The sequence below is a fragment of the uncultured Muribaculum sp. genome (assembly GCF_910583865.1).
Lineage (GTDB): Bacteria > Bacteroidota > Bacteroidia > Bacteroidales > Muribaculaceae > Muribaculum.
This window is the reverse complement of the sequence record NZ_CAJTYX010000041.1, coordinates 1-26,657: the sequence shown is the minus strand read 5'-3', so window position 1 is coordinate 26,657 and position 26,657 is coordinate 1. Positions and strand designations below refer to the sequence as shown.

The following is a 26,657-nucleotide window of genomic DNA, read 5'->3' as shown; positions in this document are numbered from 1 at the left end:
CTGTCTGCGACTGTAGCCCCGAACGCGGCCACGGTGTCGACGATGGACAACTCCGTCATAGGCGCCCTGAAGGAGGGCAAGACCGTTGGCTTCAACTACGATGCCGCCGGGCGTCTCGTCGAGGACGGCCTTCGCGGCGAGAGCTTCACTTACGACCGCTTCGGCAACCCCTCTGTGGCGCAATACTCCACCGGACGTGCGGTGGACTACATTCTTGATATATGGAGTTACAAACGAACCATAAATGAGGCCTATCGGATGCGTCATTAGTCAGATAATATGGATTTTAAGGTTAGGTAGTGCAATGAAAAAAAGAGTAACGATATCCATCATTATAATAGTCGTCTTGGTTTGGGTTTTAGTGTGCTTCAATCGACAAAGGAGGACTGACATTGTATATGGATCTGATATTTATCCCGGTATGGTTTTTTTGAGTTTGGGATGGAGAGGAATGGGGGATTCCCTGACGACCTATCCTCAGGACTCAATCTTATATTATGGCCTTGACATTGACGGTAAGAGCATTGAAGAAGTAATGGAAAAATATGGTAAATATACTATATTGGAATATGACACGTTACACAATGGTATTGGATATGGCGGTTGGCCGGAAATATACCCTATTTCTAAGAGTATACCGGTTATGCCTATAATGCAAGGGTGGTGGGACATTCCGGGCGACAGTACGGCAGATATTAAACTCACAGTATATTTTGAAACGGACGGTAATAAAAGCAAAGCTATCTATGGATATCAATTCGATTATGCGCAAACTAGGTGGATGCCATGATAATCTGGTTAATCATGTCATTCTGCTAATTATAATTGTGTCATTATGTGGATGTAGCCCCAAAGCAGAAAATGGGATGTCTGATATTGAGAAATACAGAAGCAGATATGATTGGATTGACCCCAAGGACAATTTTGACAGATTGGGGGAAAAGGGTATGACATATGAAGAAGTTGTTGAAAAATACGGTTCTCCCGTATATGAATTTGATGATACGGTAATTAAAGGTATGAATATAAAAACAGCTCTTCCAGATTATGACCTGTATCCTCTGACTCTCGATCGAGATTCCGTATTTGTACATCGTTGTTGGTGGTTCCTATCCTATAAGACAGACACTTATTTATATCTTGTATTTGAATCGAATTCAGATTCAGACAAGCCGATATATGGATACATGCGCTAATTCCACAAGTGCCTGTGGCGAGACTATCATTATGGATAAATTTTTCAGATTAGTATTTACTGTCATATTTATTGTCATTTTCGGGATAATCGATATTCAGCTTAGATTTGTCGGCTTCATGTATGTCTCGGTCCGGGCGTGTCCGGAACTTCATGGGTCATACAATCTTGGGCATAATGTCTATATGCTGGAAAATGACGGTCATGGGCGATTTATCGTTCTTGGAGGTCGGAACATGGATGGTCGTGTGTGCTTAACCGGGGATAATCTGGTGCCTGAGATGTCTCAATGGTACGACAGCCTCGGGCGACGTGCTGAATATGTTGTTGACGCTCGGTTTGATGACCGGCATATAATTGCCCGCACCGACAATTATCAGACGCATATACGTAAATACTATATCATCACAAAGGATTTTCCGGCAGAAATGAACGATGCGGATGAAATAATACGTCACCATATTCTGTCATTCACTGACAGCGCCGAGTTCATCGTCCGTTGCGAGAAAGACTCCATTGCCTTGCACTTTAAAAATTGTGATATGGGAAAGTGATGTTGGAAAAAGGGAAGAGTAGAGGGAGTGGGTTTGCGGAAAAATGTTTAAATTTGCGGCAAATTACTTATCTATACCCTTATGGATCGTAAAGTTCGAGTAAGATTCGCTCCGTCGCCGACGGGGCCGCTGCATATCGGAGGTGTACGCACCGCTCTCTACAACTATCTTTTCGCGCGCCAGCATGGCGGCGACATGATACTCCGCATCGAGGACACCGACTCCAACCGCTTCGTGCCGGGTGCCGAGGACTATATCAACGAAGCGCTCGCATGGCTCGGAATCGGCATCGACGAAGGCGTGCGCGAAGGTGGTGCATACGGCCCTTACAAGCAGAGCGAGCGTCGCGACATCTACCGCGAGCATGTGGGCAAGCTCCTCGACAGGGGCAGGGCCTACATAGCGTTTGACACTCCCGAAGAGCTTGAGGCGAAGCGCAAGGAGGTGTCCAACTTCCAGTACGACGCCACCACCCGTGGCTCGATGCGCAACTCGCTCACCATGAAAGGCGGCGAGGTAGACCGCCTCATCTCCGAAGGCCACCCCTACGTGGTGCGCTTCAAGGTGGAGCCGGGACGCGACGTCGTGGTCAACGACCTGCTTCGCGGCCAAGTAACCATCAACTCCTCCGTGCTCGACGACAAGGTGCTCTACAAGAGCGCCGACGATCTCCCCACATACCACCTCGCCAATATCGTCGATGACCACCTCATGGAGGTGACCCACGTGATCCGTGGTGAGGAATGGCTCCCCTCCGCTCCTCTCCACGTGCTCCTCTACGAGGCTTTCGGATGGGCCGACACAGCTCCCGCTTTCGTCCACCTGCCACTCCTGCTAAAGCCCGACGGCAAGGGCAAGCTCAGCAAGCGCGACGGCGACCGCCTTGGCTTCCCCGTGTTCCCGCTCGAATGGCATCCCGAGGGTGGTGACGTCTGCTCGGGCTACCGCGAGTCGGGCTACCTGCCCGAGGCCGTGGTCAACTTCCTCGCCCTGCTCGGCTGGAATCCCGGCGACGACTCCGAGCTGATGGGCATGGACGAGCTTATCAGGCGCTTCGACCTTGCCCACTGCTCGCGCTCCGGCGCCCGGTTCGACTTCGAGAAGGGGAAATGGTTCAACCACGAATACCTCATGAAGAAGAGCGACGAGGAGCTTGCCGAGCTGTTCAAGCCCGTGCTCCGAGACCACGGCATCGACCCCGCCGCTTTCTCCGACAGCTATATAGCCCGCGCCGTAGGCCTCGTGAAGAGCCGCATATACTTCGTGCGCGACCTCTGGGACCATGCCCGCTTCTTCTTCACCGCTCCGGTCGAATATGCCGCCAAGGATGTGAAAAAGCGGTGGAGCGTCGACACTCTCCGCATCATGGGCGAGCTTGTCGAGGTGATTGAGGGTCTCGACGACTTCTCCTCAGCCGCCGCCGAAAAGATCGTGCTCGACTGGATAGCCTCGAAAGGCTATCATCTCGGCAACGTGATGAACGCCTTCCGCCTCGCGGTGGTCGGCGAGTGCAAAGGCCCGCACATGTTCGACATCACCGAGCTTATGGGCAAGGAGGAGACAATCAGCCGTATCAACCGAGCTTGCGGGGCCATCTCACTGACGGAGTAATGAATTTCCTTTACAACGCAGGTATAAGCCTCTACGGACTTGGCATGCGCATCGCCGCCTTGCGTAGCGACAAGGTGCGCCGCCTTCTCAAGGGCCAGCGCGAGGCCGTGCCCTATCTGAGGCGTGTCATCGACCCCGCACATGGCTACATATGGATCCATGCCGCATCGCTGGGCGAGTTCGAGCAGGGGCGTCCGCTCATAGAGATGGTACGCCGCCGCCACCCCGAGGCGAAGATTCTGCTTACCTTCTTCTCCCCCTCGGGCTACGAGGTGCGCTGCAACTTCCCCATGGTCGATGCCGTGAGCTACCTGCCGCTCGACACCCCGTTGCATGTCAGGGCGTTCCTTGATGCCGTCAACCCGCGCATGGCGCTGTTCATCAAATATGAGTTCTGGGGCAACTATCTCCAGGAACTGCGCCGCAGGCAGATACCTACATATATAATCTCCTCCATATTCAGGCAGTCGCAGGTGTTTTTCAAGCCCTGGGGCGGCATGTTCCGCTCGATGCTCCGCTGCTACACCCACATATTCGTGCAGGACGACAATTCGATGCGCCTGCTCGCCGACATAGGAGTGCGCAACGTCACAGTGGCCGGCGACACCCGTTTCGACCGTGTGACCGACATCATGCGCGAGCGCCCCGACGTGCCTCAGGCAGAGACCATGACCGACGATGCGTCGCTGACCATCGTGGCAGGAAGTACATGGCCGCCCGACGAGGAGCTGCTGTTGCCATATTTCAACAACCACCCCGACGTGAAGCTGATAATCGCGCCTCACGAGGTGCGCCCCGACCGTATCGAGGACATCGTGTCGAAGCTCGACCGTCCCGTGGTGTGCCTCTCGAAGGCTACCCCGCAGGAGGCCGCCGCTGCCGACTGCCTGGTGGTCGATTGTTACGGAAAGTTGTCGGGCGTATACCGCTACGGCGACATCGCCTATATCGGCGGTGGCTTCGGGGCGGGCATACACAACATCAACGAGGCCGCCGTCTACGACATGCCTGTGCTCTTCGGGCCAAACTACCGGAAATTCAAGGAAGCAGCCGACATGATCGAATGCGGCGCGGCATTTACTTTCAGCGATAAGGGCGGTTTCACGGCAGCGCTCGACCCCCTGGTCGAGGATCCAGATCGGCTTATCGCCGCCGGACGTGCCGCCGGGCACTATATCCGTGAGCATCTCGGCGCCACGCAGCGCGTCTACACCGCGCTTGCCCCCGTAATCGAATCCATACGTTAACTTCAAAAAATAAGGCTTGGGGGTGACGCGACAGCGCATCCCCAAACTTGTATGATTATCATGACAATCATTTCAGCAGCAAATACCTCATCGGCAGGTGAGCGCATCAGGCAGTATGTCACGTCGCGCACTTTCATAGGGTTCGTCGTGTCAGTGCTCGTGCTTCTGGCCATATCGTTCGCATTCTTCTGGCCCGATGCGGTGCAGGGTGGCGAGCTGCGCCAGCACGACACATTGCAGGGCATGGCGATAAGCCATGAGACCGAGACTTTCCGCGATGCCACCGGCGAGACCCCGCGATGGACCAACGCGCTATTTTCCGGAATGCCTACGTTCCAGATTTCGCCGGAGTATGCCGCCGGCAAGATAGTATCCGCCGTGCGCACGGCCTACGGGCTGTGGCTGCCGTCGCCCGTCAATCTCCTCTTCATCATGATGATGGGCTTCTTCATACTGCTGCTGGCCATGAAAGTCAGGTGGTATCTCGCGCTTGTCGGGGCTATAGCCTACGGCATGTCGTCATACTTCATCATAATCATAGGCGCGGGCCATATATGGAAGTTCTACACACTGGCCTACATCCCGCCCACCATCGCCGGCATCGTGCTCGCCTACCGTGGGCGCTATCTGGCCGGAGGAGCGCTGGCGGCTCTGTTCGCCATGTTCCAGATCGCGGGCAATCATGTGCAGATGTCCTACTATTTCATGATAGTGGTGGCGGGATTCGTGGTGGCCTATGCCGTGATGCTGTTCCGCAGCGGAAATGCGCGCCGCTGGGTCAAGGCCACCTGTGTGCTCGCCGTCGCCGCCATCCTTGCAGTGGCCGCCAACCTGCCCAACCTCTACCACACGTATGAATACTCCAAGGAGTCGATGCGCGGTCGCCACAGCGAACTTGCCGGCGGTGAGGCTAAAGATGCCAAAGGCGGAGGTCTCGACAAGGACTACATAACAGCATGGAGCTATGGCAAAAGCGAGACGTTCACCCTGCTGATTCCCGACGTGAAGGGTGGCGCCACCATCAAGCCGGAGGCGGGGAGCAACAAGTTCCTGTCGCTCGCCGACGTTCCCGAAGCCGGAAAGCTCACAGCCTCCGGGCAGATTCCCGGCGAGATCGCGCCGTATCTCGGGCAGCTCCCGCAATATTTCGGCGACCAGCCCATGACCAACGGTCCGGTCTATGTCGGCGCGATCCTCGTGGCCCTGTTCCTCTTCGGTTGCGTGGTGGTGCGCGGTCCGATGAAATGGATGCTGCTTGTGTGCACGGTGATTTCCATTGCCCTCTCGTGGGGTCACAACATGATGTGGCTCACCGACATCATGATCGACCACTTCCCGATGTACAACAAGTTCCGCACGGTGGCCAGCATTCTGGTGGTGGCCGAGTTCACCATACCGTTGCTCGCCATTCTTGCCCTCAAGGAGGTGGTGGCCGACCGTGGGGAGTGGAAAACTCGATTCCGCACGCCATTCTTCATAACATTCGGGCTATGTGCTCTCTTCTGCCTGGTAGGAATCCTGGCCCCCGACCTTTACGGCGGATTCCTGAGCGAGCAGGAGGCGCAGGCCTACGGGTCATATCTCACGCAGGCACCTTACGCCCAGCTGTTCGCAGCGGTTCAGAAGGTGCGTATGTCGATGATTTCCGCCGACAGCCTCCGCAGTCTGGCCTTCATACTTGCAGGCGGATTGGCGCTGTGGCTCTACGGCGAACGCAAGTTCAACGCCAGGGTGCTTGCAGCCATCCTTGTGCTTCTCGTCACCGTCGACCTCTTCACCGTCAACAAGCGCTACCTCGACTCAGCGAGCTTCGTGCCGCGCCGTCTCACGCAGGGCACACCATTCCCGCTGACCACCGCCGACCGTAAGATACTCGCCGACACGGCCATGAACTATCGTGTGATGGACATACCGCGATTCAGCGAGGCCGCCCCCTCCTACCATCACAAGACTATCGGCGGCTACCATGCGGCCAAGCTCACGCGCTACCAGGACATGATCGACCGCCATCTCGGCAACTTCGCTACGGGTAATGTCTCGGAAGCCGACATGAACGTGCTCAACATGCTCAACGCCAAATACGTGGTGATGGGCGAGAGCGACGTGGTGGAAAATCCCGGTGCGCTCGGCAACGCATGGCTTGTAGACCGTGTCGTATATGCCAAGGATGCCGATGCCGAGATGGCCGCGCTCGACACGATCGTTCCGGCGCTTACGGCTGTGAGCGACATGAAGTTCCGCGACGTGCTCGGCACATCGGTTCCTCCGAAAGCCTCGGGCGATACCATCTATGAGACCTCCTATGCCCCCGACCGTCTTGCCTACCGCGTCAACAGTGCCAACGGTGGCGTGGCAGTGTTCTCCGAGGTGTATTTCCCATGGGGTTGGAAGGTGACCGTCGACGGGCAGGAGACCCCTCTGGCGCGTGTCAACTATTTGTTGCGTGCCATACGCGTGCCTGCCGGTTCCCACGAGGTGGTTATGACCTACCGCCCCGAGTCGGTGAAGGTGACGGGCACCATATCGATGGTGTCGGTGATTTTGATATATGTCGCCGTAATCGCGGCGCTCCTTTTCGCGATGCTCTCGCTCCCCGCCCGTGGTAAGGATAAAGAAACGGCTTAAGCTGTATATCACTGCGGTCAACCGCTATAAGCGCAGCCGGGGATTCGGCATACACTCCCCGTTCGCGTTCAAGTTCGTGTTGCGTGTGCTGCGCGAGCAGTCGGCATATTATGCCTATACCGACATAGATGAGCGGCGCGCCATAGCCGCATCGCTCGCCCATAAGGTCGAGGGGAAGCGCCCGAAGCTGATTTCGATGAAGTCCGCAAAGATGCTGTTCCGTATAGCATGCTATTTCCATCCCGAGGTGATGTTGCAGGTCGGCACATCCTACGGGGTGTCGACCACTGCGCTGCTCGACGTGTCGTCGTCGTCGCGGCTGATGATCTACAAGGGTGATGGCGCGCATCCCGAGGTATACGATGTCGTTACACGCAGGTATGCGGAACGCATCGTCGCGCTCCCCTCTCTTGGAGAGGCGCTGGAGGCGTATTCCGCAGAATGTGTGGGCCTGTCGGTGCTACCGTTCGTGCTCGTGAATGCCCTCGACGGAGATGAGGATGTCGAAGCGTGTGCATCCGCGCTGAAGGATATGCTCGCGCGTGGCGGGGTAGTTGTTCTGCGCAACCTGATGCGTTCGCCTCATATGGCAAGCTTGTTTGCGGCGGTCGACGGGGGTATCACCCGGGGCATGACCTTCACCAACAGCCGTGCCGCCGTGATAGTGGGGCTGCCCCACCTGCCGCGTCAGCGTTTCAGTCTGTGGTTCTGAATCCGGTTGAGCGTATGAGGACGTTACCTGCTTGGGATAAGCTGCTCGGAAATTATCAGGCTTTCCTGCTTCTTGAAAAGGGGTTGAGCGACAATTCGCGACAGGCCTACAGCAACGATGTGTGCAAGCTGGCGGCCTTCCTTTCGGCCGGAAACCGTAGTCTTGCCGACACGGATCTCGATGATCTCCGTGAGTTCATCGCCGGACTGCACGACCTCGGCATAGCGGGAACCACCCAGGCACGCATAGTGAGCGGGGTGCGCTCTTTCTTCGATTTCCTCCATCTGGAGGGCTACCGCGATGACAATCCCGCGCAGATGCTTGAGGTGGGACGCCGTGCGCGAAAGCTCCCGGAGGTGCTGGCCGTGGAGGAGATTGACGCCATGATAGCCGCCATCGACATGTCGACACGCGAGGGACAGCGTAACCGGGCGATAATGGAGGTGCTCTACGGGTGCGGACTTCGAGTCACCGAGCTTGTCGAGCTTCAGATGTCGTCGCTCTTTCTCGACGAGGGCTATCTGAGGGTGCTCGGCAAGGGGAGCAAGGAGCGCATCGTGCCTGTCTCGCCGGCGGCGGTGGCCGAGATACGGGCCTACCTTCCCGACCGTGCGGCGATTGACATAAAGCCCCGCGAGGAGAAATACCTGTTTCTGAGCAAGCGCGGCACGCACCTCACACGTGTGATGATATTTTACATCATAAAGAAGCTTGCCGCGCTTGCCGACATCACACGCCCCATCAGCCCCCACACGCTGCGCCACTCTTTCGCCACGCATCTGCTCGAAGGGGGCGCCAACCTGCGTGCCATACAGCAGATGCTCGGCCACGAGTCGATAAGCACCACCGAGATATATCTGCATCTCGACAATACGGAGCTGCGCAGGGAAATCCTGTGCCACCATCCGCGCAACATGCGCCGGATGTGATTCCATCCATCCCCGTCGGTTGTCGATCTGCGGTGTGGCCGTCATTTGACTGCGTGCGGTTAGGTATTTCGGGCCGTTCGGGCGAATCTTAAGGTAAGAAACAGAATGAACTCATCATATGTCACTACGTAAATTTCTTGCGGGCGTGGCTCTGGGCTGCGTGTTTGCGATGTCGGCGGGGATAAACCACCCCTCCTTGCTGTTCACTCCCGAGAGGGTGAAGAGCGCGAAAGCGCGTGTGGAGTCGGGCGATTCACTGATGGTGAAAGGTTGGGAGAATATCCGCACTATAGCCGAGGCGCAGTTGGCCAAGCCCGATATAATGAAGCTCGAATACATGGCGCTGGCATGGCAGATGACGGGCGACCGCCGCTATGCCGAGAAGCTCAAGGAGGTGCTGATGCGCACCGCCGACACCCGTTCGTGGGCCAACTCGGAGATGATGGCGCGCAATCCGGCATGGCGTAGCGAGCTGCAGATGGCGCACCGGTCGTTTCAGGTGGCCGTGGCCTACGATGCCATCTACGATACGCTGTCGCCTGCCGAGCGCAAGCACATAGCCGAGGGGATGTGGCGTCTGGCCGGCGAGCCGCTGCTCGGCGACTGGCTTCTGGAACCTACGCGCATACATTCGCTCAATTCGATGGGCCACAACTGGTGGACATCGTGTGTTGGCATGGGAGGGCTGCTCGCCATGGCCATAGGCAACGAAGTACCCGAGGCTGCCGATGCCGCCCGCAAGGCTGTCGATGCCCTGCCGGAATGGTTCGGGTTCGCCGGCGACGTGATACAGCGCAAGCCGCGCACGTTCGACCGCGACGGAGGCATGTACGAGAGTATCAACTACGCGAGCTTCGGCATCACCGAGGCTCTGATACTGCGCCAGGCGTGGCTCAACTCACATCCCGGCGCGAAGCTCCCCGACATACCGCAGATACGTCAGTTGGCATCATTTTTCAGCCATGTGGCATACCCGCGCACGGGCATCCTCCACAGCATCAATTTCGGCGACAGCCATAAGAACGTAACGGGCGAAAGCTCGATGCTCCTCGCCCTCGCCCAGCCGGGCAACGCCGGAAAGAAGGAGATGGAGAAGGAGGCCGCCATAGTCGGATGGTATGTCGGCCAGGTAGAGCCGGGACAGCATCGCGAGGGATTCCCGCGCACGGTGCCGATGGGATTCCTCTACACGCCCGACACCTCGAAAGCCCCTGCCGTGCCAGACCTCCCGAAGTCGCACCTGTGGAAGGACTTCGGATGGGCCACGATGCGCGACTCGTGGGATAAGGATGCCACGATGCTCGCCGTGAAGTCGGGCATGACGTGGAACCACTCGCATGCCGACGCCAATTCGTTCATAATCTTCCACAAGGGTGTGGATATAATAAAGGATGCGGGCAACTGCAGCTACGGCAAGCCGGAATACCGCAACTACTTCTTCCAGACGGAGGCCCACAATGTGGTGCGCTTCAACGGGCAGGGACAGCCGCGCCATCAGCAGTACCACGGCTCGATGCTTCCCGGCGAGGTGACGGGGCTGGTCGATGAAGGACGTTTCAAGTATGTGCTCGCCAACGGCACCGGCCCGATGTCGCGGTGGCTCAGCCGCAACTACAGGCACTTCCTGTGGATCGACAACGTGATTTACGTGGTCGATGACCTGGAGAGCCACGAGCCGGGGCGCTTCGAATGGCTGTGGCATCCGGGTGGTGACACCCGCAAGCGCGGCTACGACCTTGAGGTGACCAACGGCGATGCGGCAGTGCTCGTGCGTCCGGTTTATCCGAATTATCTTGCCCCGAGCGACTATGTGCACGACTATCCGCAGCATCTCTACTGGGAGACGCATGAAGCGCCCGACGAGACCCTGAAAGGCACGGAGACCTACTGGTCGTTCCATATGCCGCAGACGGTCGACCGCGTGAAAGGTGTGACCGCTGTGATTCTGAAGGACAGCGTGTCTCAGAAGTCCATACCGCAGATTGAGCGTCGCGAGGGGAAGGACTGGATAGGCCTGCGTGTCACGCAGCCCGACGGTGCGGTCACCGACATCTACATCAACCAGCTCGCCGACGGACGCCTCATGCACCTCAACTCATGGATCGATGCCGACGGCTTCTCCACCGACGCCTACATGCTTGCCGTCACCTATCCCGCAGGGGTGACACCTTCACCCTCCGCGTCTCCCTCCGACATGTTCATGGTGCACGGTTCCTCCTTGCGCCGCTCCGGCAAGGTGCTCCACTCCTCCCTCGACAAGCGCACCCTGCGCCTGAAATGACAGAAACCTCAGATAGCATGGTATTATATGAAACGGGGGTGTGTCGAATCACGATACACCCCCGTAGCCTCTGTATGATAAGTCTTTATTTATAAGCCTTACTTGACGATGACTTTTTCACCGTTGTGGAGGTAGATGCCGGCGGCGGGGACGCCGTGGACTTTACGGCCAAGGAGGTCGTAGTAGTCGCCGTCATCGGATGAACGGTCGTTGCCTACCTCATCGATGCCGGTAGTCTGGCCTCCGGTGATGGTGAAAGTGCCGTAGATGGGCTGCTCGGCAGGCACGCATGCGTCGGCGTTGGAGAGCACGAATTTCACGTCGAGCATCTGCACGGTGTATGTGCCGTTGACCATGTCGGGGTCGGCGATTAGCCCGATGCTGTAAAGTTCGTCGAGCTTATTGCCATCCTCATCGTCGGGATAGAGGTCATCAAGCATGCTCGAATCGGCGATCACCTTGATGGTGGTGCCGTCGGAGAGCATGTTGCACGCGATGGAGTGGGTGGATGAGGCGCGAGCCGACATCTCTATGTCCTCGACCCAGTCGCGTCCTTTCTTGACTTTCACGATATGGATGCCTTTCGGCACGAAAAAGGCCATGTTGAACGCCGAATAGTCTATTGTGTCGTTTTCGCACACCACCAGCCGCGACACTGTCGTGCCGTCGGCCACGAGCGTCACAGGTTCGAACCATACATTGAGGCTTTCCGATTCGGTGGTCTTGTAGGCTGCGGCGCTACCTCCCGAAAGGAGGAGGGTAAGCGCTGCACAGATGAGTTTCGATTTCATGTTTGTATTTTGTTTGTTGGTTTTATCTGGAGGTATGTTTGCGTGTGCGCACGTGCGGAGTCCGGAGCACCGGCCTTACCTGCGAATCGAGGTAGATCACGCGTGCGGCTGTGGCGTCCTGGGCATCGACACGTCCGTCGGAGTTGACATCGGCCACGGAGAGGTCGAGTGTCACGGGGCGTTCGATGTAGTAGGCGCGCAGGAGCAACACGTCGTTGGCATCCACTTTGCCGCTACCGTCAACGTCACCGAGCAGCTTGCGCAGCAGAGCGGAGTCCTCGCGGTTGCCGGCGCGGTCGTAGGCCACGGTGGCGAACTGTACCGAGGGCAATGCCGCCGGGGCGCTATAGGCAATCATGCCGGATTCGTCGGCTTCGAGCGACTCTGCCATGAGCGTCCAGTCCGGTTGGCCATCCCAACGGGCATAGAGGTCGTAATGCCATATGCCCGAGCCTGTGTCTGAGCTGCTGACCGTTATGGCGAACGTCATGCCGTCGTCGTCAGTGGCCACGTCGGTCACTTCGCTATGCGGGAGGGTGTAGTCGGTGATGTTGTGCCATGTCGGGGTATCGATAGGTGGATTCTCGTCGAATACGATGGTCGCTTTGTTGCCGACCGTGGTGTTGTCGGCAAGCCCCTCGCGCAGGTCTATGGAGTATGTCAGCTGCCCCGTGCCATTCCCGTCGTTGTTTACGGGGAGCACACCCTGCATCACGTCGTCGGTCAGCTCCAGCGTGATCGGGTCGAGCGAGTTGACGGTGAGGAGCAGTTCGCCGGACGACTCGTTGAAGTCCACGCTCACCTGGGCTATGCCGTTGATTTCCGGGCGTATGTCGATGGTTCTTACGCCTTTCTTTGCCCCCTCGAAGTCGATGGTGTGCTTCCCGATCGTGAACTCACCGGCCTTGAATGTAGCCAAGTCAAACACACCCTTGTCAAGAGTGTTTGTCACGACGATTGTGACGGCTGAGGCTGTGGCCAGTTCCGGATCGTTTTCGAATTCAAGAGTGTACTCCAAAGTCTTGACATCACGCCCGATATGCTCGGTGTCGGCTGGAGAGCGGTAGCCGAGGATGTCGTTGGGATCATGTGAGACGGGTAAATTGATTCGGGTAGGAGTGGGTCGAGGATTGGCACATTCGGCATGTGCCGCTTCTCTCTCGTTGGTGGCGAATAGGTACGATGCCGGTAGGGAAAGCCATTCGGGTAGCGGCATGCTGTTTTGGAATATTGCCTGAGGCGACATGGCCAACGGACTATCGTATTGAGGCAGATATTCGGCCACCATGGCGTAGTCGGCGCCATAGCAACGCCGTTCCTCGGCGCGTTGGCGTTTGCCAAGTCCAAGATAAATACCTCCGATTGTCTGGCCCAGACCGAGATATACGTTTGCCACTTGTCCGGCTGTGCCTCCGTGTTCGCTGATCAGACTCTGCATATCGGCAAAGGTGTCGTAGTTGATGCAGTCAGGCTGCTGCGGTGGAGTCACGATTCCTCCGGTTTCGCCTAAAAGATACCTTCCGGCATCGCTCCATGCCTCTCCGACCCATGCATACATATCAAATGAAAAGAGGGTGAACCTTGTCACCGACATTTTAAGTTGAAGTGTCTCATATGGCGCTATGTATGGTAGAATCATGGGCATGAAGATTCCCGGCTTTCCCGTTTCGAGAAGGTTGTCCGTCGGGTGGCTGATGGGGAACTCGACCCCGTTGAGAGGATTTGGCGTTATCACATGAAAATTGTCGAACTCAAATTGATGGACAATGTTTCCGAAGGCTATATTTATCGGAATACCCCATCGAGAGATGCTGCCGCTGTTTTTGATTGCGACTGTCATGTAATGCCGACCACCCACCGAGGCTGAATTTAAGACTCGGACTGATATTTCCCCTTTCTGCACATCCTCGAATGTAATGGCATTGTCCAGTGTCACTGTGGTGCGACCTTCCGGAGTGCCATCGTCGAAATAGCATGTCAGCTTCTGCGGGCCTCGGGCGCTCAACTTCTTTCCATAGAAGTTGAACTGTGCCCTCGCGAATGCATGGTCGTAGGCAAAAAGTGAGTCGCATTCGATAATGTCGTTGTCGCCGAGGGTCACTTTCTTGAGATGGTCGAAGCCGTTGCCGGTGAGGTCGATGAACACCAGGCCGTCGGGAGCCATGCGGTCGGGCGTGTGCTTCAGCACGGCATAGCGGTCGATATGTTTCACTGTTGCATTTATAGCACCTGTCTTTTTGGCATCGTGGACTGCCATGTAGACTTTTCCGTCGGAGAATGCATGGAATCCACCGCCGACCACGGCATCATGGCCTGAGGCCGAGTATCTGATGTTGCTTTCATTGTCGAACAGCTCGACGGTGCAGGGTTTGTCGACCGTCACTGCGATACTGTCGCCCCTTTTTACGTCGAATTCATACCAGCGGATTTCATTTTCGCCAATTGAGGAGACGGCTGTCACCGTGCCCTCGGGAGTGGGCACGATGGAGGCGGCTTTCACCGAAGTGGGCATTGAGGCGTCGAAGAACGGCGAGGAGATGGTGGTGAAAAGTCCGTTGGCCGACGATACGAGCAGATTGAAGTCGTTGAGCGGGTAGATCACCGGCTTGCCACCCTCCACCCTGAAGCGGAACGACGAGGTGCGCAGCGGATAGCTCTTTACCGGCAGCAGGCCGGTGAGACGGAACGGACTCATGGCCTCTTTCAGGTCGACGTGGGTGATATGGTCGGTGTCGTCATTCACCCAGTAGTCGTAGCTGCTGATGTCGCCACCTCCGAGAGGGAGCTTCATGAAGAATGCCGACTTGCACTGCGTGGTCAGCCCGTCGGGCGAGGCGAGCATGAACTGTATGGAGTGGAGTCCGATGGAGAGCGACTCTACGTCGATGTCGGCATGCACGATGCCTGCGGAGTATGTGCCGGCGCGCAGCATCGTAGAGTCGTTGTCGAGGGTGAAGAAGCATCGGTAGCCGCTCACCTCGGCCTCGGTGGGTACGCGCATGAACAGCCCTTCGACGGGAGCCGCCGGGATGTTGTCGTGGGTCACCACATGGGCCATGATGGTGTGGAGTCCGTAGCCGTAGGCCGAGGCGTCGATCTCGCACATGATGGCGGCGTCGCTCTCGGTGGGTGTGGTTGCTATGTATGAGTGGTACAGGCCGTCGACATAGATGTGGGCCGTGGAGCCTGCGAGGGTGAACGGCTTGAGGAACATGGCGCTGCGCGGTGCCGAGCGGCGCCCGTCGGCATCGGCTACCTGGAAATGGACCGAGTGGGGACGCGAGCCGTCGAGGGCGGAGGCATCGATGTCGAGCGAGAAGGCCCCGTTGCCCGACAGCACCCCTCCGGCAGTAGCCGAGACGGTGGAATCGCCGTCGAACCAGTAGGTGTAGCCCGCGTCGGCATGCGCCGACAGCGCCGCACCCGCCATGGCAAACGGCAGGATGAGTCTGCGTATCATGATTTCAGAGTGTTACTGTCGATGACGCGTTACTGCTTGATCCCCTCTACCTCGATGTCGATCGACAGCTTGCCGTCGGCGCTCGTCTTGGGCGCTACGCTGAACTTGGAGATCTGCGGCACTGTCGTGGTCTGCTCGAAAGGCATGTTGCCGCCGTAGATGCCCACTTGCGTGCCGTCGGATGTCTTTAGCGCCTTGATCTCGTCGGTCAGCTCGTAGAAAGTGCCCTCCTTGAATACGTTCTCATGGTCGAGGCGTGTGTTTGTGCCTTTTGCTGTTTCATAGGGGAATGGCTGTTTTACTCCTGCACCGTACCATACGCAGTAGAATGGCGTGCAGTTGCCGTTTAATTTTATGGATGTCGAACTCCCGAGGCCTTTGATTATGCAGTTGTTGAGCAGACTGTGGTATAGGGTAGAGGGTGTCTCAATGATACAGTTTTGATAGTTAGCGGTCAAATATGATGTGCTAAAACTTCCGATTACTATATGGCTGTTTGTCGATGAAAAAGTAATGTTGTTGCTGGCACTGATTTGATTTCGGATATCGCAATGTATAAATTTTGCATCTTTCATGGTAGAATTGCCAATGATACTCAACTTACCGAGGATGCATTTTATAAATTGGGGGTTATAAACATTCGATATTTGTATAGATGTATTGTGCTGGATTCCTTCGAGGACGAGGTAATGTTCGGCATCTTCGGGAATAGTTATGGAGAAGTCGCCGGTGAGGACGGTGGGTACGGCGAAGTTGTCGCTTTCGGTGAGTCCCATGCCTGCGCCGCGGATGGTGACGGGCTTGGTGAGGGTGCAGGCGTTGAACTGGCCGGCGGAGAGGGTGATTACGTCGCCTGCGACGGCGGCTTCATGGGCATCCTTGAGGGCGCCTGCACCATAGAAGATGGAGAGATTGCCGTCGTGGAGCAACGTGGCGAGCTGCGAGGTCTGCGCCGAAACTTGGGTAAGGACAGCTGCGATGAGCGTCAGCACGAAAAATAGTCTTTTCATGACCTGATATGTGTGCCTTGTAGTCTCCCCGAAGTCAGGCGGTTAATAAGAAGCAAGAGATGATGGTTGGTTGATGATTGCCTCTGTCGTAAAACAAAAAAGCGCGGGAAACTGTACCGTTGCTCTTTCCCACAATCCGAAGGCTCTCGCATTGCCCACACAGTCAGGGAAAGAGCAACGCAGAAGCCCACGCATATATGCATAGGAATCACGCTAAGGCCTGCAACTAACCTTCGGGGCGAGCATGAAGCTGCCCGGAAAGGTATAGTGGCGGCATAGCGCTGTCATATACATAACCATAGACATCTACCGTTGCCTTGCTTTTGACTGTGTTTGTGAATTTGCGAGATTCTCAGATTGTCAAGAACAAAGCGCTGATAAACGCTTTTAAAAAAATATGTCCGGAGAGCGGTCGGCCCTTGCGGGCGCAAGCTCTCCACACCCCGCCGCACTCGATGCCCGCGCTCGGGCTTCCATACGGCAGAATGTCTGTGGCAAAGTTAAATATTATTCACAGAAATCCAAAAGATTTCAAAGAATTAAGGGAGGATTAGGGAAGGTAGGGACAATAGGGAGGCTAAGAAGATTAAAGTCATTAAGGGGAATAGGGACAATAGGGAGGCTAAGGAGATTAAGAACATTAGGGAGATTAGGGAGTGAGGGCGCGCCGGTGGAGAAGAGGCGCTAATGACGTTAATGACTTTAATCTCCATAATGTCCTTAGCCTCCCTAATCTTCTTTAATCTGCCTAAGCTCTTTATTTGTGGAGGTTGCGGTGGGCGAGGCGAGCGCGGGTCATCTCTTCGCGGATGCCGCCTTGTGCGAGAAAGGCTTTCTTTTGCGATTCGATCAGACGGAAAAGGAGGTAGTCGGTCTGGTTGAGGAGGATTACGGTGATGTTGGCTATGGCGGAGTCGCTGCGTGTGGCGGCTGCCTCGCGATAGTATGCGCTGTCGCTGTGGGCAGAGCATACGCGGCGTGCCTGTTCGAATTTTGGATCGCCCGGTTGCCATAGCGGTAGGGAGCGTGTGCGCAGATAGTCGATGTAATCCTCAAGTAGCTCTTTGAGGCTGGCCTTGGCCACGTTGGTTAGCTTTATCTCGGTCTCGCGTGAGGTGACTGAGGCGGCCGATCCTTCGGCTATGTTTTGCTTACCTGAACGTGCCGCCTGGAGCATTTGGTCGGCGGTGCGGTCGCCTTTGGCGATGAATTTATTGATGAAGTAGTAGGTGAGGTCGTAGATGCATTCGCATTTGCGATAGACGAGGAGGTTGCGGTAGTCGGAGCGTTGGCGGAGGAAGGTTGAGGAGGGCATGCAGATTGGGGATTAAAGAGATTAGGGAGAATAGGGAAGATAAGGAAAATGGGGAGAATAAGGAGAGTAAGGAGGTTAGGGACAATAAGGACAGTAGGGAGGGCCGGCGGAGTAGAGGCGTTAATGACGTTAATGACCTTGATGACTTTAATGGCCTTAACCTCCTTAATCTCCTTATTCTCGTTATTGTCCTTAACCGCTTTCTCTAAAAAATGTTATAGTCGATGGAGAGGACCTGGAACTCGGTGCGGCGGTTGATCTGGTCGGCGACTTCCTGGTCGGCTTCGGGGAGGGTGAGGATGAATTCTTCGGTGAGGATGTCGCCTTCCTTGAACTGGGGATACTGGCGGGCGAGGCGCTTGGTGATGGTCTTGGGGTGCGATTCGCCATAGCCTTGCGGGGATAGGCGTTCGGGGCGTATGCCGGCGGCGATGAGGTAGTCGATGACCGACTGGGCGCGTCGCTGCGAGAGGCGCTGGTTGTATTCCTCGGTACCCCAGCGGTCGGTGTGCGACGCCATCTCAATAGTGACGTTTGGGTTGTCGCGGAGCACCTGTACGATGGAGTCGAGGGCGGTCTTTGACTCGGGGCGCAGCGTGGCCTTGTCGAAGTCGTAGAAGATGTTGTCGACCACGTTGGGCTTGTTGATGGACGCGAGGATGAAGTCTACGCCATATTCGGCATCGACCTCGGCGGTGTCGGCCCGGAACTCCTGCTTGGCGTTAAGGTAGCCCTTGGCGCCGGCGAGCATCACGTAGCGCACACCACGCTGCAACGGGAACGAGAAGCTGCCATCGGCCTTACCTGTGGCTTTCTGGTTGGAGCCGTCGTCGCCCACGATGCGTATCACGGAGTTCGGCACCGGTTCCTCGTCCTTGTCGAGCACCATGCCGGAGATGTTGATCTTCAGGTCGGGGAGCAGGAACGAGTAGATATGGTCGTAGCCGCGTCCGTCGGTGCGGTTGCTGCTGAAATAGCCGCTCTCCCCCTCGCCGAAGGTTATGCCGAAGTCATCGGACGACGAGTTGACGGGATAGCCCATGTTGGTGACGTTCCATCCTCCGGATGGTGTCTGCTCCGCCCTGAAAAGGTCGAGTCCTCCGAGACCGGCATGGCCGTCGGAGGCGAAGTAGATAACGCTGTCGGAGCGCATGTAGGGGAAGCACTCGTCGCCGGGCGTGTTGATGAATTCGCCGAGGTTTTCCAGCGAGCCTACGCGGTCCTTGAGGTTGATGCGCCAGAGGTCGAGCCCACCCATTCCTCCGGGCATGTCGGAGGCGAAGATGAGCCAGTCGCCGTCGGGCGACACCGCCGGATGCCCGTAGCTCGACAGCGTGTCGGCGGTGATCTCGAACTTCACCGGGGCGCTCCATTTGGCGTCGGAACGCTGCGAGGTATAGATCTCCACCCCGGTGTGGGCGTTAGGCTCGCGGCGCGCGCGGGTGAGGTACATCGTGCCCCCGTCGGGGGTGAACGACACGATGCCTTCGTCGTGCTCGGAGTTGAGTTCACCCTCTACGGCTTCCGGTCGTTGCCACTGGCCCTGCTCGTTCTTGCGCGCCACCCATATGTCGCCCTTCTTCATACCGGTGATCTCGCTGCGCCGGTCTCCGGTCACCTTCTCGTTGGTGGTGGTGAAGTAGAGCACGTCGTGGTCGGCGCCGGCGAACATCGGAGAGAAGTCGGCACGGCGCGAATTGAACAGCTTCGCCTGCTTTACGATATAGCGCGTGGGGGTGGCTTTCGCGCCCATCCCCTTGCGGCAGCCGGCTATTCCGGTCTCAGCCGTCTCGGCATCCTTAGGGTCGGTGGCGAGATATTCCTGGTAGGCGGTGATAGCGTCGCGGTAGCGTCCCTCGGCCTGCAATGACTGGGCGAGGTAGAGTTGTGTGAGCGAGTCGGGGTAGGCGTAGCGCACGGCATTCTGGAAAGCGGCGGATGCACGTGCGCTCATGTTGAGCTTGCGGTAGCAGAGGCCCATCTTGTAGGCCACTTCGCCGCGCAGCGGGCGCTCCTCGCGCTTCTTGAGCTTGTTGTAGACGGCGCGGTAGGTGCGCGACGCGTCGTAGTACTCCCCGCGCTCCATCTGCTCGTCGGCCACGGCGAGCTTGGCACCCCCGCAGCTCCACAGTATGCCGGCGCATAGCGCTGCGGCTATATATCGGTATAATATATTGACATGCTTCATATAATTAGTAACGCGCGCGCAGGGTGGATATTATGCCGACGGCGACCGCATGTCCCTGTCGGGGAGCGTGCGGTCGCCGTCTATATGAGTCTGTCGCTGTCGGGATGATTACTCGGCGGTGGCGAGGGGCGAGGGGGTGGTGTAGGTGCGTGCGGCAAGCTCCTTGTCGAGCATGTACATGCCGTACTTGTTGTCCTCCACTGCCTCTGTGGCCTGGATGAGGTTGCGTGCGTTCTCCTCTTCCTCGATCTGCTCGTCGATGAACCATACGAGGCGGTTGACGGAAGCGAAGTCGTTGTCGGCCTTGGCGATGGCGGCGAGGTTGTTGATCATGCCGGTCACCTTGCGCTCGTGGTCGAGGGTCTGGCGGAACATGTCGATTACGGCAGGCCATGTGGCGGGGACTTCAGCAATGGGCTTCAGTACCACCTTCACGTCGCGCGAGCTGAGATAGTTCATGAATATACGTGCGTGGTCCTGCTCCTCCTTGAACTGGATGTAGAACCAGTTGGCTACTCCGCTGTGGCCTTTCGACTCGGCGTCGAGCGACATTGCCAGATAGAGGTAGGCCGACCACAACTCGGCGTTAATCTGCTCGTTTATAGCGTCCTGTAACTTTTGGCTAAGCATAACGATTAAAATTAAGATGTTAAACTTTCAGAGGTGCAAATGTACCGATATTTCCTGCATTGACCAAAAAAATGTGATGGCCATGTCAGGGGCGTTCGGATGTCATCTCGAACACGAGTGTGCCGCCGCGCGCTATATCGTCGTGGGTGATGAACGGCGTGTCGAGCTGCCTGCCGTTGAGAAGCACGCGCTTGACATATTTGTTGGCAGGGGAGTTGTCCTTGACTGTTATCTCGAACGGGGCGTGCTGCGCCTTTACCACGGCACGGTCGACAATCGGGCGTCCTATGGTGTAGACCGGTATGCCCGGCGCAACCTGGTAGAGTCCGAGGGCGCTCATCACGTACCATGCCGACATCTGGCCGCAATCCTCGTTGCCGATTATGCCGTCGGGGGCGTTGGTGTAGAACTCGCGCATGATGTAGTCAAGGCGCTCCTGGCCCTTCCATGGCGAACCGGTCCAGTTGTAGAGGTATGCCATGTGGTGGCTCGGCTCGTTGCCGTGGGCATACTGACCGATCAGGCCTGTGATATCGTTGGATGCCTCCGCGCCGTCGATCTGCGACGAGGTGGTGAAGAGCGTGTCGAGGCGTGCCTCCAGCTCCTGACGTCCTCCGATAGCCTCGATGAAGTTGTCCATGTCGTGAGGGGCGAAGAAGCTCCATTGGAAGGCGTTCCCCTCTGTGTAGTCGCTCTTCATGTGTGCAGAGTAACGCGGGTTGAAAGGTGTGCGGAACGAGCCGTCGCCCATCACCGGACGCATCATCTTCGTCTCAGGGTCGAGATAGCGCTTGTAGTAGTCGCCCTTGGCGGCGTAAGCCTTCGCCAGCGAGTCCATGCCGGCTTTTGCGGCGAGCTGCGACACGCACCAGTCCTCGTAGGCCATCTCAACGCCCCACGACACAGATTCGGGTACCGAGTCGGCGGGAACGAATCCGTACTTCTCCTTATAATACGGGTGCATGGTGATGAGGTCGAGTTCGCGCGTGCCCTTGAACTTCTCTGCCAGGTCGGGGCGGTAGACCGACGATGCTGCCGCTGCTTCGGCCCATGACTTGAGGTCGGTGCTGTCGGCGAGACCCTTGCAGGAGAGGTCGGCAAGCACGGCCACCGCAGGGTAGCCCACCATGCAGCCGGTATAGCTCGACCCGATGGGCCACTTCGGGAGGATTCCTCCCTCCTTGTAGCCCTTGACGAGCACTTTGCCCCAGTCGGCGGCCAGTTCAGGCTCGATGATGGTCATCAGTGGCTGGAACGCACGGAAAGTGTCCCAGAGCGAGAACACGGAGTAATTGACATACCCCTCCTCGGCCTGGTGGACCATCTTGTCCATGCCACGGTAGCGGCCATCGACGTCCTGGTAGGCGAACGGCGCGATCATGGTATGGTAGAGCGCGGTGTAGAAGTTGACCATCACGGTCGAGTCGGCCTGTATCTCGATTGCCGAGAGGGCCTTGTTCCATATCTCCGACGACTCTTCGCGTGTGGCCACGAAGTCCCATCCCGGAAGTTCCTCGGCGAGGTTCTTTCCGGCTCCTTCGGGGTCGACCATGGAGATGCCTACCTTTACGTAGAGCGGACGGTCGGCGGGGGCGAAGCGGTAGTGGAGTTTCAGGTCGCGGTCGGTATGTATGACGGCCGGTATATCGGCAGAGGTCTTGCCGTCGATGTAGCGTACCTCGCTCTCGACCGGCTCGGAGAAGGTGATGCGGTAGGACACGTCGTGGTACTGCGCCCATCCCTGCGTGCGCACTGTGCCCTCCACCGTCGAGTCGTTGACCACGGCATAGTCGTTGCCCACGAGCTTGTGGCCCCAGTTGGGCTGCAGTATGTGGCCCAGGTCGAGCATCACACGGCGGTCGGCGGTGTCGGTGTAGACGTACTTGTGGAATCCCACGCGGTCGGTGCTTGTCAGTTCCACGTCGATGCCGAAGTTGTCGAGCCGCACGGCATAGTAGCCCGGCGAAGCCTTCTCGGTCTCCTTTTTGAACGTGGCCACCGGCTTTATCGAGTCGGTGCCGGAGTAGGGGAGGAGGGCCACATCGCCGAGGTCGCCGATGCCGGTGCCCGAAAGGTGTGTGTGGCTGAAGCCATAGATTTCGTTGTCGTCGTAATGGTATCCGCTGCTCGCGTCCCATCCCATTATGTGGGTGTCGGGACTTACCTGTACCATTGCGAACGGGCGTGTGGCGCCCGGGAACGTGTGGCCGTGGAATCCCGTGCCGATGAACGGATCCACATATTTCACCTCGTCGTTAAGCAGGGGTTTGTCAGAAGCGGAATTGCATGCCGTGGCGAGGCATAGCGTCGCCACGGGCAGGATGAATGAATATTTTTTCACGTGGTATGGATTGATTATTTCAATGGATAGAGATATTTAATTTAAGCATTCCCTGACGTTGGTATCAGTGGCGGTAGCCAAAGTTACGAAATTAATTTTGTAAATTTGCTCCCCGGTAACAATATACTACAGATAATCATGCCCGACCCAGCATTAGAGACACCATATGGCAACAACCGGGACAACGGACCCCGGCGCAATGCCCCCAAACACCAGTCGATGTATGACACCGGCGGCCGTATCATGCCCCAGGACAAGGAGGTGGAAGAGGCTGTGCTCGGTGCGCTGATGCTTGAAAAGGACGCTTACACTACTGTTTGCGACATCCTGAAGCCGGAGTGCTTCTACGAGCCTCGCAACCAGCGCATCTACGAGGCCATACAGAGCCTCGGCGCGGCGCAGAAGCCTATCGACATGCTCACCGTGGTGGAGCAGCTGCGCCTCAACGGCACGCTCGCCGAGGTGGGCGGCCCGGTGGTGATTTCCGAGTTGACATCACGCGTGGCCTCGGGCGCCCATGTCGAGTTCCATGCTCGCATCGTGGCGCAGAAGTATCTGGCCAGGGAGCTTATCTCGTTTGCCGCCGGCATCGAAGGGAAGGCATTCGACGAAAGCAACGACGTCGACGACCTTCTCCAGGAAGCCGAGGGTCGACTGTTCGAGATCTCGCAGCGCAACGTCAAGAAGGATGTCACGCAGATCGACCCGGTGATATCCGAGGCCATCAAGCAGATACAGGCCGCCGCCAACCGCGAGTCGGGTCTCTCGGGCCTCGAATCGGGCTATCACGACCTCGACAACCTCACCTCCGGATGGCAGAACTCCGACCTCATCATTATCGCCGCCCGTCCCGCCATGGGCAAGACCGCGTTCGTGCTCTCGATGGCCAAGAACATGTCGGTCAACTACAACATCCCGGTGGCGATATTCTCGCTTGAGATGTCCAACCTGCAGCTTGTAAACCGACTCATCTCGAATGTGTGCGAGCTTGAAAGCTCGCTGATAAAGTCGGGAAAACTGACGCGCATACAGTGGGACCAGCTGATGACGCGTATCAAGCACCTCTACAGCGCTCCTCTATATATCGACGATACTCCGTCGCTCTCCATCTTCGAGCTCCGCACCAAGGCGCGCCGCCTCGTCAGGGAGCACAACGTGAAGATACTCATCATCGACTACCTCCAGCTGATGAACGCCTCGGGAATGCGTTTCGGCTCGCGCGAGCAGGAGGTGAGCATGATATCGCGATCGCTCAAGCAGCTCGCCAAGGAACTTAATATCCCGATAGTGGCCCTGTCGCAGCTCAACCGTTCGGTGGAGAGCCGTCAGGCGGGTGACGCCGGAAGCAAGCGCCCGCAGCTGAGCGACCTCCGCGAGTCGGGCGCCATAGAGCAGGATGCCGATATCGTGTGCTTCATACACCGTCCGGAGTACTACACCAAGAGCGATGTCGACGCCGAGGGACACGACATACGCGGCCTGGCCGAGTTCATCGTGGCAAAACACCGCTCGGGTTCCGTCGACACGGTGAAACTGCGCTTCAAAGGGCGTCTTGCCAGGTTCGAGAACTGGAGCGAGAACGACTTCGACCCATCCGCCGCACCTGTAACCGTGGAGTCGAGCCTCAACGCCGGCGGATTCGGCGCTGAACCTTCCGGCACGTTCACATCCCCCTCCACCCCGCTCTCCGGTGGCACCGCCGACTTCCTCGCCGGACCCGCCGACACCCCCGCCCCCTTCTGATTGTAGGACGTGGCCGCCATTTCATGCACATGCGGATAAAAATATGTTAATGCGACCGCATGCCGGGATATAATGTAGAAAAAGATTATTAAATTTGTCTTTTCAAGACCAATATTACTTCTAAACTCATTCAGCCATGTCAGCAATAAAGACCATAGGCATACTCACCTCGGGAGGCGATGCGCCTGGCATGAACGCCGCCATCCGTGCAGTGACCCGCTCGGCGATTTTCAGCGGCTTCTCCGTGAAGGGTATCTATCGTGGCTATCGCGGCCTTATCACCAACGAAATCGTTGACTTCAAGACGCAGAACGTGTCGAATATCATACAGATGGGCGGCACTATACTAAAGACAGCCCGTTGCAAGGAGTTCCAGACTCCCGAAGGCCGTCAGCTCGCCTACGACACCCTGCGCCAGCATGGCATCGACGCCCTGGTGGTGATCGGCGGTGACGGATCGCTGACCGGCGCCCGTATCTTCGCCACTGAATTCAATTTCCCGATAATAGGCCTCCCCGGCACTATCGACAACGACCTCTACGGCACTGACAAGACCATCGGCTACGACACGGCCCTCAATACCATCATGGAGTGTGTCGACAAGATACGCGATACGGCCACGAGCCACGAGCGCCTCTTCTTCATCGAGGTGATGGGACGCGATGCCGGATTCCTCGCCCTCAACGGAGCGATAGCTTCCGGAGCCGAGGCCGCCATCATACCGGAGATATCCACAGAGGTCGACCAGCTTGCCGAACTTATCCAGAACGGATTCCGCAAGAGCAAGAACTCCTCGATTGTGCTTGTGGCTGAAAGCCCCGTCACCGGCGGTGCAATGGCTTTGGCCGAGCGCGTGAAGAACGAGTATCCCGGCTACGACGTGCGTGTGTCGATTCTCGGCCATCTTCAGCGTGGCGGATCACCTACTGCCGCCGACCGCATCCTGGCCTCGCGCCTCGGTGCCGCCGCCATCGACGCCCTCCTCGACGACCAGCGCAACGTGATGATCGGTATCTCTAACGACAACATCGTCTATGTGCCATTCTCCAAGGCCATCAAGAACGACAAGCCTATCAACCGCGATCTTCTCGATACCCTGCGCCGACTATCAATCTGATCGACGCCGGCATGCATAAGAATGATACTTACGGGCAGCGTCGCACGCTCTATGTCACCGACATGGACGGCACGCTGCTCGACCTGTATAGCAAGGTCAGCCCCGAGAGCGCTACACTTATCCATGACCTGAGCCGACGTGGCGCGCTCATCACCGTGGCTACAGCGCGCACTCCCGCCACAGTTGTGCCGCTTATGCGCGATTGCCACACCCGTGTGCCTTACGTCACGATGACCGGTGCTGCCGTGTGGAATCCGGTCAAGGGTGAATATGACGACCTGACGCTGCTCGACGACGATACGGCGCGCCGGGTGAAGCACATCATGGAGTCGCACGGGCTTCATCCGTTCATCTACACGATAACTCCCGACCGACGTCTGCTCGCGGCATACCATAACGGGCCTGTAAGCCGTGCCGAAAGGTCGTTCGCCGACCTGCGCCGGGGGCTTGACCTCAAAAGGTTTTATTTCGACGACCCGGCGGGACTGGCTGATTCGCTCCCGCGCACCATACTCTATTTCGCCATCGGCGAGGTGGAGGCCACCCGCGCCGTCGCCGAGCGGCTTCGTGCCGCAGGCGACTGTGCGGTAAGTTCCTACACCGACAGCACCATTCCGGGCTACGGCATAATCGAGGTTCTCGCGCGCGGCATCGACAAGGGTGCGGTGGTAAGGCGCGTGGCCCGCAGGGTGGGAGCTACGCGCATAGTGGCATTTGGCGACAATCTCAACGACCTGCCCCTGCTCAGGGTGGCCGACCTTCCTGTGGCTGTGGGAAATGCACTCCCCGAGGTCAAAGCCGCGGCTTCCGAAGTAATAGGGTCAAACGACACCGACGCCGTGGCGCGCTTCATAGAGGCTGATTTTATGTCGTCGCATTGATGGGCATATAAAGTAAAGAGATGGGCG

Annotated in this window: 20 protein-coding genes; 13 read left to right on the top strand and 7 right to left on the bottom strand. The window is 57.4% G+C overall.

Annotated elements, in window-relative coordinates; translation table 11 throughout:
• The 10 genes from QZ303_RS08890 to QZ303_RS08845 all read left to right on the top strand — a co-directional run.
• Window positions 1–270, top strand: a 270-nt coding sequence (locus QZ303_RS08890; RefSeq protein WP_295731828.1) for a hypothetical protein, incomplete at its 5' end; no start/stop codon positions are given.
• 34 nt (window positions 271–304) lie between these two features.
• Entirely contained in the window at window positions 305–790 is a 486-nt protein-coding gene (locus QZ303_RS08885; protein ID WP_295731826.1) for a hypothetical protein, read from the top strand.
• Window positions 765–1,196, top strand: a complete 432-nt coding sequence (locus QZ303_RS08880; protein ID WP_295731823.1) for a hypothetical protein — start codon at window positions 765–767, stop codon at window positions 1,194–1,196. The genes QZ303_RS08885 and QZ303_RS08880 overlap by 26 nt, the downstream gene beginning before the upstream one ends.
• Window positions 1,197–1,227: 31 nt before the next feature.
• Window positions 1,228–1,749, top strand: coding sequence for a hypothetical protein (locus QZ303_RS08875; protein WP_295731822.1), 522 nt, complete (start codon window positions 1,228–1,230; stop codon window positions 1,747–1,749).
• 81 nt (window positions 1,750–1,830) lie between these two features.
• The gene (gene gltX, locus QZ303_RS08870; RefSeq protein WP_295731820.1) at window positions 1,831–3,360 is read left to right on the top strand and encodes a glutamate--tRNA ligase; all 1,530 of its coding nucleotides are present in this window, start codon (window positions 1,831–1,833) and stop codon (window positions 3,358–3,360) included.
• A complete protein-coding gene (locus QZ303_RS08865; protein ID WP_295731818.1) occupies window positions 3,360–4,607 on the top strand; it encodes a glycosyltransferase N-terminal domain-containing protein in 1,248 nt (415 codons plus the stop codon). Before gltX ends, QZ303_RS08865 begins: the two co-directional genes overlap by 1 nt.
• 60 nt (window positions 4,608–4,667) lie before the next feature.
• Window positions 4,668–7,232, top strand: a complete 2,565-nt coding sequence (locus tag QZ303_RS08860) for a YfhO family protein (protein ID WP_295731816.1) — start codon at window positions 4,668–4,670, stop codon at window positions 7,230–7,232.
• On the top strand, window positions 7,207–7,944 hold the full coding sequence (locus QZ303_RS08855) for a hypothetical protein (protein WP_295731814.1): 738 nt from the start codon (window positions 7,207–7,209) through the stop codon (window positions 7,942–7,944). The genes QZ303_RS08860 and QZ303_RS08855 overlap by 26 nt, the downstream gene beginning before the upstream one ends.
• A 14-nt stretch (window positions 7,945–7,958) precedes the next feature.
• Window positions 7,959–8,873 carry a site-specific tyrosine recombinase gene (locus QZ303_RS08850; protein WP_295731812.1) on the top strand — a complete coding sequence of 305 codons (915 nt, stop codon included), beginning with the start codon at window positions 7,959–7,961 and terminating at the stop codon, window positions 8,871–8,873.
• A 169-nt stretch (window positions 8,874–9,042) separates the two neighbouring features.
• Window positions 9,043–11,154: a heparinase II/III family protein gene (locus tag QZ303_RS08845; RefSeq protein ID WP_295731832.1), complete on the top strand. Its 2,112-nt coding sequence runs from the start codon at window positions 9,043–9,045 to the stop codon at window positions 11,152–11,154.
• A 98-nt stretch (window positions 11,155–11,252) separates the two neighbouring features.
• Here the strand turns inward: QZ303_RS08845 and QZ303_RS08840 are convergent, their stop codons facing one another.
• The 7 genes from QZ303_RS08840 to QZ303_RS08810 all read right to left on the bottom strand — a co-directional run bounded on the left by QZ303_RS08840 (window position 11,253) and on the right by QZ303_RS08810 (window position 22,862).
• The gene (locus QZ303_RS08840; protein ID WP_295731810.1) at window positions 11,253–11,945 is read right to left on the bottom strand and encodes a hypothetical protein; all 693 of its coding nucleotides are present in this window, start codon (window positions 11,943–11,945) and stop codon (window positions 11,253–11,255) included.
• 22 nt (window positions 11,946–11,967) lie between these two features.
• A complete protein-coding gene (locus QZ303_RS08835; RefSeq protein ID WP_295731808.1) occupies window positions 11,968–15,405 on the bottom strand; it encodes a dockerin type I repeat-containing protein in 3,438 nt (1,145 codons plus the stop codon).
• Between the two features lie 29 nt (window positions 15,406–15,434).
• A complete protein-coding gene (locus QZ303_RS08830) occupies window positions 15,435–16,415 on the bottom strand; it encodes a hypothetical protein (protein WP_295731806.1) in 981 nt (326 codons plus the stop codon).
• Between the two features lie 757 nt (window positions 16,416–17,172).
• Window positions 17,173–17,730: a four helix bundle suffix domain-containing protein gene (locus QZ303_RS08825; protein ID WP_295731804.1), complete on the bottom strand. Its 558-nt coding sequence runs from the start codon at window positions 17,728–17,730 to the stop codon at window positions 17,173–17,175.
• Window positions 17,731–17,935: 205 nt separating this feature from the next.
• Window positions 17,936–19,918, bottom strand: coding sequence for an OmpA family protein (locus QZ303_RS08820; protein WP_295731802.1), 1,983 nt, complete (start codon window positions 19,916–19,918; stop codon window positions 17,936–17,938).
• Between the two features lie 108 nt (window positions 19,919–20,026).
• Window positions 20,027–20,548: a ferritin gene (locus tag QZ303_RS08815; RefSeq protein ID WP_295731800.1), complete on the bottom strand. Its 522-nt coding sequence runs from the start codon at window positions 20,546–20,548 to the stop codon at window positions 20,027–20,029.
• 85 nt (window positions 20,549–20,633) lie between these two features.
• On the bottom strand, window positions 20,634–22,862 hold the full coding sequence (locus tag QZ303_RS08810) for a GH92 family glycosyl hydrolase (protein ID WP_363322835.1): 2,229 nt from the start codon (window positions 22,860–22,862) through the stop codon (window positions 20,634–20,636).
• A gap of 246 nt (window positions 22,863–23,108) precedes the next feature.
• Between QZ303_RS08810 and dnaB the strand changes: the two genes are divergently transcribed.
• From dnaB to QZ303_RS08795, 3 genes are all read left to right on the top strand, one after another.
• Window positions 23,109–24,632, top strand: a complete 1,524-nt coding sequence (gene dnaB, locus QZ303_RS08805) for a replicative DNA helicase (RefSeq protein ID WP_295731830.1) — start codon at window positions 23,109–23,111, stop codon at window positions 24,630–24,632.
• Between the two features lie 136 nt (window positions 24,633–24,768).
• Window positions 24,769–25,749 (top strand): 6-phosphofructokinase, encoded by a 981-nt coding sequence (gene pfkA, locus QZ303_RS08800; protein WP_295731796.1) that lies wholly within the window; start codon window positions 24,769–24,771, stop codon window positions 25,747–25,749.
• Window positions 25,750–25,760: 11 nt separating this feature from the next.
• Complete coding sequence (locus QZ303_RS08795) at window positions 25,761–26,630, top strand: HAD family hydrolase (RefSeq protein WP_295731794.1); 870 nt, start codon at window positions 25,761–25,763, stop codon at window positions 26,628–26,630.
• The last annotated feature ends 27 nt before the right edge of the window (window positions 26,631–26,657 follow it).